Origin of the sequence: Flavobacterium hercynium, from assembly GCF_002217285.1 — a bacterium.
Classification (GTDB): domain Bacteria; phylum Bacteroidota; class Bacteroidia; order Flavobacteriales; family Flavobacteriaceae; genus Flavobacterium; species Flavobacterium hercynium.
This window is the reverse complement of record NZ_MUGW01000020.1, coordinates 42,675-58,328: the sequence shown is the minus strand read 5'-3', so window position 1 is coordinate 58,328 and position 15,654 is coordinate 42,675. Positions and strand designations below refer to the sequence as shown.

The following is a 15,654-nucleotide window of genomic DNA, read 5'->3' as shown; positions in this document are numbered from 1 at the left end:
TTAAAAAATTCCTTCATCTACAAAACTATAATATTTTGTTTCAGTAATAATCAAATGATCTAAAACTTTAACATCTAAGCTCTCTCCTGCCTGCCTTATTTTCTTTGTGATCTGTTTATCAGCGTCACTGGCACGCAAAATTCCCGAGGGATGATTATGGCATAAAATCAAGCCAGTAGCTCCTGTTTCGAGCGCTAACTTAAAAACCAACCGAACATCTACTATCGTACCAGTTATACCTCCTTTGCTTAACTGTGCTTTAGAAATTACTTTATTAGAATTATTAAGAAAAAGCACCCAAAATTCTTCATGAGCTAATTCACCGATAATTGGTTGCATTATTTCAAAAACCAACTTACTTGATGTTATTGTTGCAAGTGCTACAGTATCTTCTACTCTACGTCGACGACCTAATTCTAAGGCTGCAATTATGGCTATTGCTTTTGCTTCTCCAATTCCCTTAAAATTCATTAATTGCGTAATAGACATTTTGCCCAGTGCATTAAGATTATCCGCACTCAATAAAATTCTTTTGCTCAAAGCGACAGCTGATTCATTCCTACTTCCCGAACCTATTAAAATAGCAATTAACTCTGCATCACTTAAAGCATTCTTTCCTTTAAGCATTAATTTTTCACGTGGTCGATCGTCTTCTGACCAATTTGTTATTGGAAAATAATTTGCCTCCATCTATTTTTCTAAATTAATTGATTTGCTGCTACAAATACTGTTTGACAAATCTTTAGAAGGTATTTTATTCTCTATCAACATAACACACAGTCCTTTACATGAACTTCCTGCATTTAAAACTTTTATTCTCAACTTCATTTTACTTAAACTTAAAGGCTAATATTCTTGAAAAATAAGAAAAATACATTGCACTAAGAAAATTTGTGTACGGAAATATATTTATTTTATAAACACGATAAAATAAGCCAAAAAAAATGCCAATTGGAGATTGCAATTGGCATAGTATAATTGTAACAACAAAAGTTTTTTAATTGATCAGTTTTTTTACTTCATCAAAATTTAATCCTCCATAATTTCCAGAACTCATTAACAATAAAGCAGAATTATCAAGATTCAAATTGAATAAATATTCTTTAAACTCTGCTGGATTCGTATAGATGATCAAATCTTTTCTATTGAAAGAATTTGCAATTTGGTCATACGTCACTTCTTCTAATTGCTTAATTTTTACAGCATCAGGAGAATAGAAAACTACTGCGACATCAGCATACTCCAAAGCACCTTCGTATTCTTTTAAAAACTCGGCATTTAAACTACTATAAGTGTGCAATTCTAAACATGCCACTAAGGTTCTGTCCGGATATTGTTCTTTAACAGCTTTAGTCGTTGCAGCCACTTTACTTGGTGAATGTGCAAAATCTTTATAAGCTACTTTACCTTTTCCTTCAGCGATTTTTTCTAGTCTTTTAGAAGCTCCCTTGAAACTTGCAATTGCTTCGTAAAACTCAGCTTCATCCACACCCATGTTTTGGCAAATCCATTTTGCACCGGCAAGATTATTCAAATTATGTCCTCCAAAAACTTCAATTGGCATATCGCCTTCCGGAGTTTCTAATAATGTTACACCATTACTAACACTATATTTTGGAGTTGAATAGGCCATTTTGCGTATCGGATTTGTTGCTGCTAACGCTACTCTTTTCACTTCAGCATCTTCCTCATTGTAAACCAGAATTCCTCCATTTGTAATTTTACCAATGAAAATTTCAAATTGCTCTACATAATTCTCATAAGTTGGAAAAACATTAATGTGATCCCAAGCAATACCAGAGATCAATGCAATATTAGGTTGGTACAAATGAAATTTAGGTCGTCTGTCTATTGGAGAAGAAAGATACTCATCGCCTTCTAAAACCATGAAATCATTTTCTTCTGTAAGATGCACCATCGTATCGAAACCTTCTAATTGTGCTCCAACCATATAATCGACTTCTATATTATGATAATGCATCACATGCAAAATCATTGAAGTAATAGTTGTCTTTCCATGTGATCCTCCGATTACAACACGAGTTTTGTTTTTTGACTGTTCGTATAAAAATTCAGGATAAGAGTAAATTTTTAAGCCTAATTCCTGTGCTTTTAACAACTCCGGATTATCAGCTTTTGCATGCATTCCTAAAATTACTGCTTCGATATCTGCTGTTATTTTCTCTGGAAACCATCCAAGTTCCACAGGTAAAATTCCTTTTTTATCAAGTCTTGATTTTGATGGCTCAAAAATAGCATCGTCACTTCCTGTAACATGATATCCTTTATTATGAAGCGCTAATGCCAAATTGTGCATGGCGCTTCCGCCAATAGCTATGAAATGTGTTTTCATTTAAAATTCTTATTTATAAGTTCTAAAATCTAATTGTTATTTAGATTTAGTTTTGAGATTTGATGACTCTGACTCAAACTTTTGCTTTAATTCTTTTGCTTTTTTTGAATCTTTTAATTTATTCAAATATAAATTATATAATTTTTGGAATGTAACTTTTGACTTGCCAATTTCATTTGCTTTTATATAATTTTTCTCTGCCAATGTATATCTTTTAAAATATTCATCAATTCTGCCTCTAGACAAATAACCGTCTACTTGCGAAAATTGTGCGAGTTCTTTTGAATATGAAACTGCTTTCGATTCGCTTCCTCCTAAAATACCGGGTAATTGCAAATAAATTTCGATTAAAGCCCACCTTGCAGGAATATGTTTTGGATTTAACTCAATTGCTTTTTCGAATGCTTCTTTCATATCGTCAACCATTCCAAAAGCCTTTAATTTATTTACTTCTGTTGCCCGCATTGCTATACAGCCTCCATATTTGTAAAAATAATCCGCTTCTGATGGTTTTAAAACTTTAAGCTTTTTAAAATATTCTGCTCCCTTTACCCAAGCTTTATTATGTGCAGCAATTTCTCCCAGATATTCAAGTGTATTAATATCTAAAGGTTTAACTTTTAATACTGTTTCAAACAAAACTTGTGCTTCTGCATATTTTTTATCATGAAATAACTTTTCTCCTTTTTCAAAATTTGACTGTGACCATACTAAAATGGGCAGGAATAAAAAAAATGTCAGCAGTTTTTTCATATCTCAAAAATATAAAAAACCCCGACAAGTTCTGTAACCTGTCGGGGCCTATTTTTAAGAATCGGTTGGATTATTTTACAATCGTTAGTTCATCTATAATATTCTTAGCTCCAGCATATTTATCGATAATCCAAAGTACGTAACGAATATCTACGTTTATTGTTCTTTGTAACTTAGAATCGAAGATAACATCTCCAGCCATTGCTTCGATATTTCCATCAAAAGCAATACCTATCAATTCTCCTTTTCCATTTAAAACCGGTGAACCTGAATTTCCACCTGTAATATCATTATCAGTTAAGAAGTTTACTGGCATGTATCCCGCTTTATCAGCATATTGACCATAATCTTTTGCTTTGTTTAACTCTAATAAACGTGCTGGCAAATCAAATTCCTGATCTCCTGCTTTATACTTTTTAACCATACTTTCCATGGTTGTATAATTGTTTATTTTAGCATCGTTACGAGGATCTTCCGGTAACGCACGAACTTTTCCGTAAGTTAATCTTAAAGTAGAGTTAGCATCCGGGTATTGAATTGAGTTTAATTTTGATTCTCTTAAACCTTCTACCAATTTACGGTAAGCGATTGCAAAATCGTCATCAGACTTAATTTGATCATCGCTCTTAGCACGGTATTTTGTCATTAAATCATTAGAAATAATATACAAAGGATCGTGTACAATTGCTAATGGTTTTGGGTTAGCCATGAATGCCAATATCTTCTCTTTCGTTGCGAAGTAACTAATCTCTGCAGCTTGTGCTACATCAGCAGTAAAATCACCGTTGTTTTGTGATTTCATTTTAGCAATGTGTGTTGCTAAACCGTATTCTGAAGCTTTTGAAGCATAAAGATTTAATTGTGCTACTAAAACATCTTTTTCAAGAGGCGCATAGAAATTTCCATAAATGCTTTCGATCATTGCGTTGATCTTTGGCAGCATTTCTGCTTTTTTAGCATCGTTTTCTTTAAAATAAGCAATTAATGCGTTTCCTAAATTAGCAGGTCCTGATGCATAACTAGATGTACGAATAAGCTGTGTTAAATAATTATCGTGTGTCGCTTTTACATTTGTCGATCTGTAATACTCATTGATCGCCGGAATTACGTTTTCGTATTTCTCTTTGTTAGCTGGCTTATTAGCCCATTGGTAAAATTTATCTTCTTGTTCGCTTTTAGCATCCGCTGTTCCGGCTTTTGTTAAAGCATCGATCATTCCCTGACGGTTTTTCCAATAATTTGCAGTTGAAGCATATTTAGAAGCATATTGTAAACGAACAGTTGCATCTTTATCCATATACTTTTTCATTTGGTCCATTCCGGTTTTAGCACCTTCAACCCAAGCAGGATAAGCAAATTTTACGTTTTGCTCAATTCCGCCAGCTGGCATCCAACGGTTTGTTCTTCCCGGATATCCAAGAATCATTGCAAAATCATTTTCTTTTACTCCTTTAATACTTACCGGTAAGTAATGTTTAGGCTGCAAAGGAACGTTTTCTTTAGAATAAGCTGCAGGATTTCCGCTTTTGTCAGCGTACACTCTAAACATAGAGAAATCTCCTGTTTGACGTGGCCACTCCCAGTTATCAGTGTCTCCACCAAATTTACCAACACTTTCCGGAGGTGTACCTACTAAACGAACGTCTGTGTAATCCTGATAAACGAAATAGTAATATTCATTTCCCTGAAAGAAAGGACGAACAGAAACGGTATATTTTCCACCTTCGTTATTTTCTTTTTCAATAAGACTTATTTCTTGCTGAATGATTGCATTTCTTTCTGTTTCTGTCATTTTATCGTTTACTTTAGATAAAATTCTTTTAGAAACATCATCCATACGCACGAAGAAACGAACGAATAATGATTTTGGTTTCATTTCGGCAGTTCTTTCTTTTGCCCAGAAACCATCTTTAAGGTAATTTTTTTCTGCTGTAGAAAGTTCTGCTATTGCATTGTATCCACAGTGGTGATTTGTTAAAACTAATCCGTCTTTAGAAACAATTTCAGCGGTACAACCTCCGTTAAATTGCACGATAGCATCTTTTAAACTATGGTTATTAATACTGTAGATTTCTTCGGCTGTTAATTGTAAGCCCATTTTCGCCATATCTCTATGGTTCAATCTTTCGATAAACATCAAAAACCACATTCCTTCATCGGCTCTTACAGGAAAAGCCATCAGACACATGGTCAAGAATAAAACTATTTTTTTCATATCATTTGTTTAAGTCATGCGAATATAGCTCATTTTCACAATTATATTACTCCAACAAATCCGAAAAATACACATGTGCATGAAATTTTAGTATTTCATTACGAATTCAACAGGATTAAAAGCAAAAAGGTGTTCCATAAATAGAACACCTTTTTATTATAAAAATCTTTTTTGACTTTATTATTCATTAAGCATTTTCCAAAGTTTATCTTTTAGATCTGTTAAACCTTGCTGTGCAACAGATGAAATAAACATATATGGAATATCTTTAAATGCAACATCTAATTCTGTTTTCAATTCTGCTTTCAATTCATCATCGAGCATATCACATTTAGATATCACCAAAAGACGTTCTTTGTCTAACATTTCCGGATTGTACTTCGTTAGTTCGTTTACTAAAATATCATATTCTCCTTTGATATCCGGTGTATCAACAGGAACTAAAAACAACAATGTTGAGTTACGTTCAATATGACGCAAGAAGTAATGTCCTAAACCTTTGCCTTCTGCTGCACCTTCAATAATTCCAGGAATATCAGCAATTACAAAAGATTGATAATCTCTATAGGCTACGATTCCTAAGTTTGGTTTTAAAGTAGTAAAAGGATAATCTGCAATTTTTGGTTTTGCTGAAGTTAAAACTGATAGCAAGGTTGATTTACCTGCATTAGGAAAACCTACCAGACCAACATCTGCCAATACTTTTAATTCTAAAATAACATCCATTTCTACACCTGGTAAACCTGGTTGCGCGTATCTTGGTGTTTGATTGGTAGAACTTCTAAAATGCCAGTTTCCTAATCCTCCTTTTCCTCCTTTTGACAGAATTCTTTTTTCGCCATCTTCTGTAATTTCAAATAAAGTTTCTCCTGTTTCTTTATCTTTTACTACTGTTCCTAATGGCACTTCGATAAATTTATCTTCTCCGTCAGCTCCTGTACTACGGTCTCCTCCTCCGTCACCTCCGTGACCAGCTTTAATATGACGAGCAAATTTTAAGTGAAACAAGGTCCATAAACCTCTATTACCAACTAAATATACGTGTCCTCCACGACCACCATCACCTCCGTCCGGGCCTCCTTTTTCAATAAATTTCTCTCTATGTAAATGTGTAGATCCTTTTCCTCCCTTTCCGGAAGAAACATAAATCTTAACATAATCTACAAAATTTCCTTCTGTCATTGTTTTGAATTTCAGATTTCAGATTTCAGATTTTAGATTGCTCTAAATCCTATTTCTAAATTCTATTGTTTTTAGTATTCTATATCAGTCTTCATTTTCAGTGCAAACTCAGACTGAAAACTATTTTATTCTTATTCCTTAAGTGTTTTTACCAACACTTTATCAATTTTTACACCGTCCATATCGATTACTTCTAATACGAATTTTTGCCAGATTAACTTTTCTCCTTCTTTTGGAATATGAGAAAGCTCAGTCATAATCATACCGCTAACCGTATTTACTTCGTAATCGTTTGTTAATTCGTCTAACTCGAAATAAGTTAGGAAATCGTGTAATGAATAATGCCCGTCTACCAACCATGAACCATCTTCTCTTTCGATTAGTTGAAATTCGTCTTTGTAAAAATCAGATGCATCACCTACTAAAGCTTCTAAAATATCATTTAGTGTAATGATTCCTTGAAAAACTCCATATTCATCTGAAACCAACGCATAATGCACGCCTGTTCTTTTGAAATTTTCCAAAGCTTTGTAAGCTGTTGTTTGTTCCATCAAATAAGGTGGATCTGTCATTATTGCTGCCAGATCGAAATGATCGCTTTCGATATTGGCAAATATATTTTTTAGTGATACGATACCTACTATATCATCATAGTTGTCACTATAAACGGGATAGAACGTATGCAAATCCATTAAAACTAATTCTTTTATTTTAGCTTTATCGGCATTCAGAGGTAACATATCTACGGATTTTCTGTGTGTCATTAAGGAATTGACTTTTCGGTCTCCAATATGAAAAACACGTTCTACGATATCTTGTTCAATTTCCTGAACTTCTCCGCCTTCTGTTCCTTCTTTTATAATTGCCTTAATTTCTTCCTCTGTTACTTTTCCGTCAGCAGAAGGTTTTATTTGTAAAACATTCAATAAAAAATCTGTCGAAGTTGTCAGTAACCAAATAAATGGCGCTGTTATAATCGAAATTATTTTCATTGGAAGCGCTACCATTTTGGCAATAGATTCCGGATAATTCAGTCCGATACGTTTTGGCAGCAACTCTCCTAAAACTAAAGAAAAAAATGTCAAAACTACAACTACAATTCCAACTGCAACAGAATGTGCGTATGGTTTTAGAGCTGCAAATCCGCTAACAAATGATTCTACATCTACTGTTATTTTATCTCCACTATAAATACCGGTTAAAATTCCGATTAAGGTAATTCCGATTTGTACAGTCGATAAAAATTTGTTTGGAGAATTGGCTAAATCAAGTGCTGTTTTTGCACTTTTGTTTCCTTTTTTAGCGGCAGTTTCCAGTCGGTTTTTTCTAGCCGAAATCAATGCGATTTCTGACATGGAGAAAACTCCATTTAATAGTATTAGAAAAAATATTATTAGTATTTCCAATTTATAGTAGATTCGTTATTTGTTTGGTTCGTTGTTTATTTATGGTATTATTTTTTATTCTTTTAGCCCAGATGGTAGAGAAAAGCCCGGAGCTAAAAAAACTAATTTTTCTTGCCGAAAAACAGCGACCAGCGGAAGCCCGTTTTATGGTTAGAAAAATAGTTTTTTTAGCGAGGACTTGAAACGACAGCTGGAATAGCTTCTACAAATTATCTATAACTGACGTTAATCGTTCTGTAATTTCTTCGATCGTTCCGATACCGTTTACGGCATGAAACTTATTTTGTTCTTTGTAATATCCAATTAATGGAGCTGTTTTTTCGTTGTATTCCTGATATCTCACACGAATTTTGTCTTCGTCCTGATCATCTGCTCTACCGCTTGTTTTACCTCTTTCCAGTAAACGTGCTACTAAAATTTCATCGTCTGCTTCTAACGCGATTGTTGCTGTAACACTTGATCCTATTGTTGGCAAAAATTTATCTAATGCTTCTGCCTGATTTAATGTTCTTGGATATCCATCGAAAAGAAAACCATCTGAATCCAGGTGTTTGTTCACCTCATCAATTAACATTGCTGTTGTAATTTCGCAAGGCACTAATTCGCCATTATCCATGTAAACTCTTGCTTTTTTACCTAAATCTGTATCATTCTTTAAATTAAAACGAAAAATATCGCCTGTTGAAAGATGCGTTAATTTGTATTTTTCTTTTAAAAATTCTGCCTGAGTTCCTTTTCCTGCTCCCGGCTTTCCAAATAAAACAATATTAATCATAATATGAGTGAGTGTTGCTACTTCTTAATTTTTATATCAGAAGTTTTAAATGAATATTTAGTTGTGTGTTTTTATTTAAATTTATTCGGCTAATTTGTAAACTTCTGTCAAATTTCTGCCTAGACCATCATAGTCTAATCCGTAACCAACTATAAATTTGTTCGGAATTCTGATTCCGATATAGTCAATTTTAATATCTTTTTTATAGGCTTCCGGTTTGAAAAACAATGTTGCTATTTTAAAATGTTTTACATTTTGTTGTTTGAATAATACTTTCAATTCTTCGATTGTATTACCTGTATCGATAATATCTTCTATTATCACAACTGTTCTTCCGGACAAATCCTGGTTTATTCCGATTAATTCTTTTACTGTATTTGTTGATTCTGTACCTTCATACGATGCCATTTTTATGAATGACACTTCGCAGGGACTTTTGTATTTTTTCAGGAAGTCTGACACGACCATAAAGGCTCCGTTCAAAACTCCAATAAATATAGGCGTATCATCTCCAAAATCATCTTCGACTTGTGCTACTAATTTCGTTAATGCAAAATCAATTTCTTTCGCCGAAATAAATGGAACAAATTGTTTATCGTGAAGTTGTATCATTATTTTTTGTATTTAAAATAATGCACAAAGATATAGAATTTGAACCAAATTGTGAGCACCAAATTTTATTGTAAAAAAGAGTTTTTTGTTAATGTTAAATATCAGTTAATGTTTACATTTTTCGACAACTCCTTTTTTTATAAATCACTAAATTGTTGTTTGATAAATATTTAACAAAAATCCGAAATGAAAACTACCACACAGATATTCGCAGGTTCTTTATTATTATTACTGACTGCCTGCAACGGTCAGGTAAAAAAAGAAGACAAAGAGGTTATAGCCGCACAACCGGCAAATGTTGTTAAAACTGCTGTTGGCGATATTACACTTCCTCCTCCTTATGCAACAGAATCTAAATCAAATAACAGTAAAGTGATTGGCTGGTCAGAAGGAAAAACACCGACAGCTCCTGAAGGTTTTACAGTTACGAAATTTGCAGATGGTTTCGAGAATCCGCGTTCGACTTATATTGGTCCTAATGGTGATATTTTTGTTGTAGAAAGTGGTACGAGATCAAGCAAAAACCAAATCACGGTGTTGCGCGATACTGATAAAGACGGGAAATTTGAAACCCGAGAAGTATTTCTTAAAGATTTAAACAAGCCTTATGGTATGCTTATTCTAAAAAACTTTTTTTATGTGGCTAATACAGATGGCTTGTATCGTTATCCGTATAGTAACAATCCTTTGAAATTGGAAACTAAAGGCGAAAAAATTCTTGAGCTTCCTGCTGGTGGATACAACAATCACTGGACTAGAAATTTATTGGCGAATGATGCCGGAACTAAAATTTATGTTTCTGTAGGTTCTGGAAGTAATGTTGGTGAGAACGGTATGGATAAAGAGGTACGTCGTGCTAATATCTTAGAGATTAATCCTGACGGAACCGGCGAGAAAATTTACGCTGCGGGACTTAGAAATCCTGTTGGGATGGATTGGAATCCTGCTAACAATGAACTTTGGACTGCGGTAAATGAACGTGACGAATTGGGTGACGATTTGGTTCCGGATTATATTACGAGTGTAAAACTTAATGGATTTTACGGCTGGCCTTATTCTTATTTTGGAAGTATTCCGGATCCGAGATTAAAAGGACAACGAAAAGATTTGGTTGCTAAAACTATTGTTCCGGATGTTTCTGTTGGTGCGCACACTGCTTCGTTAGGATTGGCATTTTATGATAAAGCTGCTTTTCCTGCTAAATATAAAAATGGTGCTTTTGTTGGTCAGCATGGGTCTTGGAACCGCGCCAAAATATCGGGTTACAAAGTGGTTTTTGTTCCGTTTACCAACGGAAAACCTAGTGGGAAACCGGAAGATTTTTTAACCGGATTTATTGCCAATGCTGACAAAGCTGAAGTTTATGGACGTCCGGTTGCTGTAACGGTTATGAATGACGGATCATTGCTTGTAAATGATGATAGTGGAAATACGATTTGGAAGGTAGCGGCGAATAAGTAAATTATAATTTTAGTCGCAAAGCTTTATTTTTTTTTATCACGAAAAGTCGCAGAGTCGCAAAGAGAATAGAAACTTTGCGTCTTCGCGACTTTGCGAGAAAACTGCACAAAACAATCTCAAAAAACTTTGCGTCTTCTGCGCTTAATTTTTTTTCATGTTTCAACAAACCCTTTTTATGATTTTAAAAAAATATTGTTTTCTTTTTTTTGTGTGTTGTGTTTTCCAACATACTAGAGCACAAGAAAAAAAAAGCAAAACTATTGATTCTGTAAAAACTCAAAAATTGGATGAAGTTTTTATTAGTACTCTTCACATAAATAATAATTTGCTCGACACTCCGGCAAGTATTGGTGTTTTATCAAAAAAAGAACTTCTTCAAAATAATACTACCGATATAACTACTGTAATTAATACAATTCCGGGTGTATTGATGCAATCATCAAACTTAACGACAACGCGAATTTCTATTCGTGGTATTGGTGCGAGAACACCGTATGGCACTAATAAAATAAGGGCTTTTTACGGAAGTATTCCGCTAACGTCCGGAAATAGTGAAACGGTTATCGATGATATTAACTTAGAAAATGTGAGTCAGATTGAGGTTATCAAAGGTCCGCTATCTAGTATTTACGGCGCTGGTTTGGGTGGCGCTATTTTAGTTTTGCCTCAACTTTCAAAATCAAACGGCCAAACGGCAGGAGTTAGTACCGTTTATGGCTCTTACGGATTATTAAAAAACAATCTGAATTACAGTTTAACCAATAAGAGTTCTAGCCTAAACATTAACTATCATAAACTGAAAACGGATGGCTGGCGGGAAAACAGCGCTTATGATCGTGAGGGAATTACGCTTGCAGTTGAATTGTTTAAAAAGGAAAACAGCAAGCTTACTTACTTCTCGAATTATACGTATCTAAAAGCTTTCATTCCGAGTTCGATTACAAAAGAAGCTTTTGAAAATAATCCAAAATCAGGAGCTGCAACGTGGGTAGCTTCTAAAGGATTTAAAGAATACAAATCTACATTGGCAGGATTGGCCTATGATTTTAAAATCAATGAGCATTTGAATAACGCCACATCAATATTTGTAAATTATAAAGACAATAACGAACCTCGCCCTTTTGACATTTTACGTCAATATACTTTTGCAGCAGGAGCACGAACTCAGTTTTCGGGGGATTTTAGTATTGGAAAAATCAAAAATCAATTCATAGCGGGGATTGAATATTTTGCGGATCGTTATAATGGAAATACATTTCAAAATTTATATCAGCAAAATAATGGCTTGGGGAGTTTACAAGGTAATCAATTGACAGAAACGGATCAGAAACGTTTTTTCTACAATGTTTTTTCGCAGATCAGATCGTTATTATCGGAGAAATTTGAATTTCAGGCTGGACTTAATTATAATGAAACGCAATTTGAGTTGACTAACATTTTGGCGGACGCTAATAATACAACGGAGAAATATCGCTATAACGGAATTTTCTCGCCTCAAATGTCATTGCTCTATAAACCGAATACGGAACAAACGGTTTATTTTTCAGCAAGTCGTGGTTTTTCGCTTCCTTCTACTGAGGAAACTTTAACGAGCAACGGAACTATTAATTCAGACATCAAGCCTGAAAATGGTTATAATTTTGAAGTTGGTGGTAAATTCTATTTCTTTAATAAAAATCTTTACACGGAATTGTCTTTGTACCGAATGGAGATTAAAGATTTACTTGTTGCTAAACGAATTGGCGATGATCAATATGAAGGAGCTAATGCCGGTAAAACATTGCACGAAGGGATTGAGTTTATTGCCAAACATAATTGGCAGCTAAATCGTACGCTGACGTTGAGTTCTTTTGCAGCAACTTCGCTTGGAAGATATGAATTTGTGAATTTTGTTGATAATGGAAATGATTATTCAGGCAACAAACTTACCGGTGTGGCAGCAAATAAAATCAATGCCGGCGTTACTCTGAACAGTCAAATGGGTTTGTATTTTTCTGCCGATTATCAATTTGTAGATGAGATTCCGATGAATGATGCTAACACAGCTTATTCTGATTCTTATTCTATTATTAATGTAAAAACGGGTTATCGTTTTGAGATTATCCCCAACCTAACAAGTCATTTTGCTTTTGGTATTAATAATGTGACCAATGAAAAATATGCTTCCTTAATTTTACCTAATGCTGTTGCCGTGGGAAATGCCAGTCCACGATATTATTATCCAGGACTTCCTGTAAATTATTACGGAACGGTTTCATTAAATTATTTATTTTAGATGCTGAATTACAAACGCAGTAAAAATGAGCACAGAACTACAACAGAAACTTGATTATGTAAAACCATGCAGAGAAAGCCGATTAATGGTAGCACAGGAAGTTTTAGAAAATCCTTCGCTTTTTAGTGAGTTGATTTCTATTTGCTTTTCTTCTGCTTATAAAGACAATCATAAGGCTTGTTGGATTCTTGAATTTGTATCGTATGAAGAATTGAGCTGGCTGCAACCTCATCTTGATTTTTTCTGTTCGAATTTGAAAGTTTTGAAAAATGAAAGTGCGATCCGCCCAATTGCCAAAGTCGTTCAGCTATTAGTAAAATCGCATTATAAAAAGGAAGAAACAGGCATTTTACTTTCTGAAGAGAACATTCAGCATTGTATTGAAACTTCTTTTGACTGGTTAATCAACGATGTGAAAGTTGCACCAAAGGCTTATTCGATAAGAACACTGTATCTTTTAGGGAATTATTATGACTGGATCCATCCAGAATTGGCAATTATCCTGAACAAAGACTATGCAAATCATTCTGCTGCTTACAAAGCTGTCGCTAAAGAGGTATTGAAGAAGATCGAAAAATTTTAAATCTTCCTAAAATTATCCAAAATTGTATCTAAAAAACGTTTCTAATTGTCTACTTAAAATCGAAGCACGAAAAAAACAATGAAATTCATGAAATTCGTGGCAAAAAAAAGATTAAAAAGTATCTTTGCAAAAACACAACTACAATGAATTATTTTTCTTCTGATTTTAAATTAGGAATATTAGGTGGCGGACAATTGGGCAAAATGCTTTTGTTTGACACACGAAAATTTGATATACAAACTTATGTTTTAGATCCAAGTGACGAAGCACCGAGTAAAATTGCCTGCAATAAATTCTTCCAAGGTGATTTGATGGATTATGAAACGGTTTACAACTTTGGAAAACAAGTTGATGTATTAACGTTTGAAATCGAATTGGTTAATCTTGAAGCTTTGACTCAATTAGAGAAAGAAGGTGTAAAAGTGTATCCTTCTCCAAAAACGTTAAAAGGAATTCAGAATAAAGGAGTTCAAAAAGCCTTCTATACCGAAAGCAATATCCCGACTGCAGCATTTTTACGTTTTGACAATCCGGAACATCTACAAAAATCAGTTGGAAATAGCGAAATCACTATTCCGTTTGTATGGAAATGTACTGAATTTGGATACGACGGAAATGGTGTGAAAATCATTCGTCAGATTTCTGATATGGATGATTTACCTAATGTAGAATGTATTGCAGAAACTATGGTTCCGTTCAAAAATGAATTGGCCGTTATTGTGGTAAGAAATCCATCAGGAGAAATAAAAACATATCCGGTTGTAGAAATGGAATTTCATCCGGAAGCGAATCAGGTGGAATATGTTATTTGCCCGGCAAGAATTGACGAAAAAGTAGCAGAGAAAGCTAGAGCAATTGCTTTGAACGTTTCAGAGAAATTTAATCATGTTGGTCTTCTTGCTGTTGAAATGTTTCAAACCATAGAAGATGAAATTCTAGTGAATGAAGTTGCTCCTCGCCCACACAATTCAGGTCACTATTCTATCGAAGCAAGTTATACGTCACAATTCGAAAATCATTTACGCGCTATTTTAGATCTTCCGTTGGGAAATACAGAAAGTAAAGTTGCCGGAGTTATGGTAAACTTAGTTGGTGCAGAAGGTTTTTCTGGTGATGTGGTATATGAAAACATCGAAACTATTTTAGGATGGGATGGTGTTACTCCTCATATTTACGGTAAAAAACAAACACGCCCTTTTAGAAAAATGGGTCACGTAACAATCGTAAACGAGAACATGACGGAAGCCCGTAAAATCGCAGAACAAGTTAAAAATACGATTAAAGTGATTAGTCAATAATTGGAAGATTTAAAAATTTAAAAATTAAAAGATTCTAATATGAAAATCGTTAAATCGTTAAATCGTTAAATCTTTTAATTTTTAATCTTTTAATCTCAAAATCCAAAAATCTAAGAAAGTCTAACGATCTAAAAATCTAAAAAGTCTAAAAAGTCTAAAAAAAAATGAGCAAAGTAGCTATTATAATGGGAAGTATCTCTGACATGCCGGTCATGCAGGATGCTATCGACATACTAAAACAATTTAATATCGAAACAGAAGTAGATATTGTTTCAGCACACAGAACACCAGAAAAATTATTTGATTTCAGTAAAAATGCGCACACTCGTGGTATTTCGGTAATTATTGCCGGCGCTGGAGGTGCAGCACATTTACCTGGAATGGTGGCTTCAATGTCTCCGCTTCCTGTAATTGGGGTTCCTGTAAAATCGAGTAACTCTATTGATGGTTGGGATTCTGTTTTATCTATTCTACAAATGCCTGGTGGGGTTCCGGTTGCAACCGTTGCATTAAACGGGGCTAAAAATGCCGGGATTTTAGCAGCTCAAATCATTGGAAGTCATGATAAAAAAGTGCTGGATACTATTATTTCATACAAAGAAGAATTGAAAGCGGCAGTTAATAAAGCAGCAGAAGGTTTAAAGAAATAATTCTCTACGTCTGTAAAGAAGAATCAAAGATTCATTACTAAACATGGTCATTTTCTGTGTTTAGTAATGAATCTTTTCCTTTCAATAGCGC

The 15,654-nt window shown here is 34.1% G+C and carries 13 protein-coding genes; 5 read left to right on the top strand and 8 right to left on the bottom strand.

All coding sequences use genetic code 11. The annotated features are described in order from the left end of the window. The 8 genes from radC to hpt all read right to left on the bottom strand — a co-directional run bounded on the left by radC (nt 1) and on the right by hpt (nt 9,296). Complete coding sequence (gene radC / locus B0A66_RS10135; RefSeq protein WP_089049747.1) at nt 1–690, bottom strand: RadC family protein; 690 nt, start codon at nt 688–690, stop codon at nt 1–3. A 307-nt stretch (nt 691–997) separates the two neighbouring features. Then, nucleotides 998–2,353 carry a UDP-N-acetylmuramate--L-alanine ligase gene (locus B0A66_RS10130; RefSeq protein ID WP_089049746.1) on the bottom strand — a complete coding sequence of 452 codons (1,356 nt, stop codon included), beginning with the start codon at nt 2,351–2,353 and terminating at the stop codon, nt 998–1,000. Between the two features lie 36 nt (nt 2,354–2,389). After that, nucleotides 2,390–3,106 (bottom strand): tetratricopeptide repeat protein, encoded by a 717-nt coding sequence (locus B0A66_RS10125; RefSeq protein WP_089049745.1) that lies wholly within the window; start codon nt 3,104–3,106, stop codon nt 2,390–2,392. A 70-nt stretch (nt 3,107–3,176) separates the two neighbouring features. Next, a complete protein-coding gene (locus tag B0A66_RS10120; protein WP_089049744.1) occupies nt 3,177–5,321 on the bottom strand; it encodes a S46 family peptidase in 2,145 nt (714 codons plus the stop codon). 180 nt (nt 5,322–5,501) lie between these two features. Further along, nucleotides 5,502–6,503 carry a GTPase ObgE gene (obgE, locus tag B0A66_RS10115; RefSeq protein ID WP_089049743.1) on the bottom strand — a complete coding sequence of 334 codons (1,002 nt, stop codon included), beginning with the start codon at nt 6,501–6,503 and terminating at the stop codon, nt 5,502–5,504. 131 nt (nt 6,504–6,634) lie between these two features. Beyond that, nucleotides 6,635–7,909 (bottom strand): hemolysin family protein, encoded by a 1,275-nt coding sequence (locus tag B0A66_RS10110; protein ID WP_089049742.1) that lies wholly within the window; start codon nt 7,907–7,909, stop codon nt 6,635–6,637. 202 nt (nt 7,910–8,111) lie between these two features. Then, complete coding sequence (locus B0A66_RS10105; protein WP_089049741.1) at nt 8,112–8,684, bottom strand: adenylate kinase; 573 nt, start codon at nt 8,682–8,684, stop codon at nt 8,112–8,114. Nucleotides 8,685–8,765: 81 nt separating this feature from the next. Next, entirely contained in the window at nt 8,766–9,296 is a 531-nt protein-coding gene (gene hpt / locus B0A66_RS10100; protein WP_089049740.1) for a hypoxanthine phosphoribosyltransferase, read from the bottom strand. 186 nt (nt 9,297–9,482) lie between these two features. On the opposite strand from hpt, the gene B0A66_RS10095 reads away from it, so the two are divergent. From B0A66_RS10095 to purE, 5 genes are all read left to right on the top strand, one after another. Then, nucleotides 9,483–10,757, top strand: a complete 1,275-nt coding sequence (locus B0A66_RS10095; protein ID WP_089049739.1) for a PQQ-dependent sugar dehydrogenase — start codon at nt 9,483–9,485, stop codon at nt 10,755–10,757. 283 nt (nt 10,758–11,040) lie between these two features. After that, nucleotides 11,041–13,032: a TonB-dependent receptor family protein gene (locus B0A66_RS10090; protein WP_244283424.1), complete on the top strand. Its 1,992-nt coding sequence runs from the start codon at nt 11,041–11,043 to the stop codon at nt 13,030–13,032. Between the two features lie 25 nt (nt 13,033–13,057). Next, nucleotides 13,058–13,615 carry a hypothetical protein gene (locus tag B0A66_RS10085; RefSeq protein WP_089049738.1) on the top strand — a complete coding sequence of 186 codons (558 nt, stop codon included), beginning with the start codon at nt 13,058–13,060 and terminating at the stop codon, nt 13,613–13,615. Nucleotides 13,616–13,758: 143 nt separating this feature from the next. Next, a complete protein-coding gene (locus B0A66_RS10080) occupies nt 13,759–14,913 on the top strand; it encodes a 5-(carboxyamino)imidazole ribonucleotide synthase (RefSeq protein ID WP_089049737.1) in 1,155 nt (384 codons plus the stop codon). A gap of 164 nt (nt 14,914–15,077) precedes the next feature. Then, complete coding sequence (gene purE / locus B0A66_RS10075; RefSeq protein WP_089049736.1) at nt 15,078–15,563, top strand: 5-(carboxyamino)imidazole ribonucleotide mutase; 486 nt, start codon at nt 15,078–15,080, stop codon at nt 15,561–15,563. The last annotated feature ends 91 nt before the right edge of the window (nt 15,564–15,654 follow it).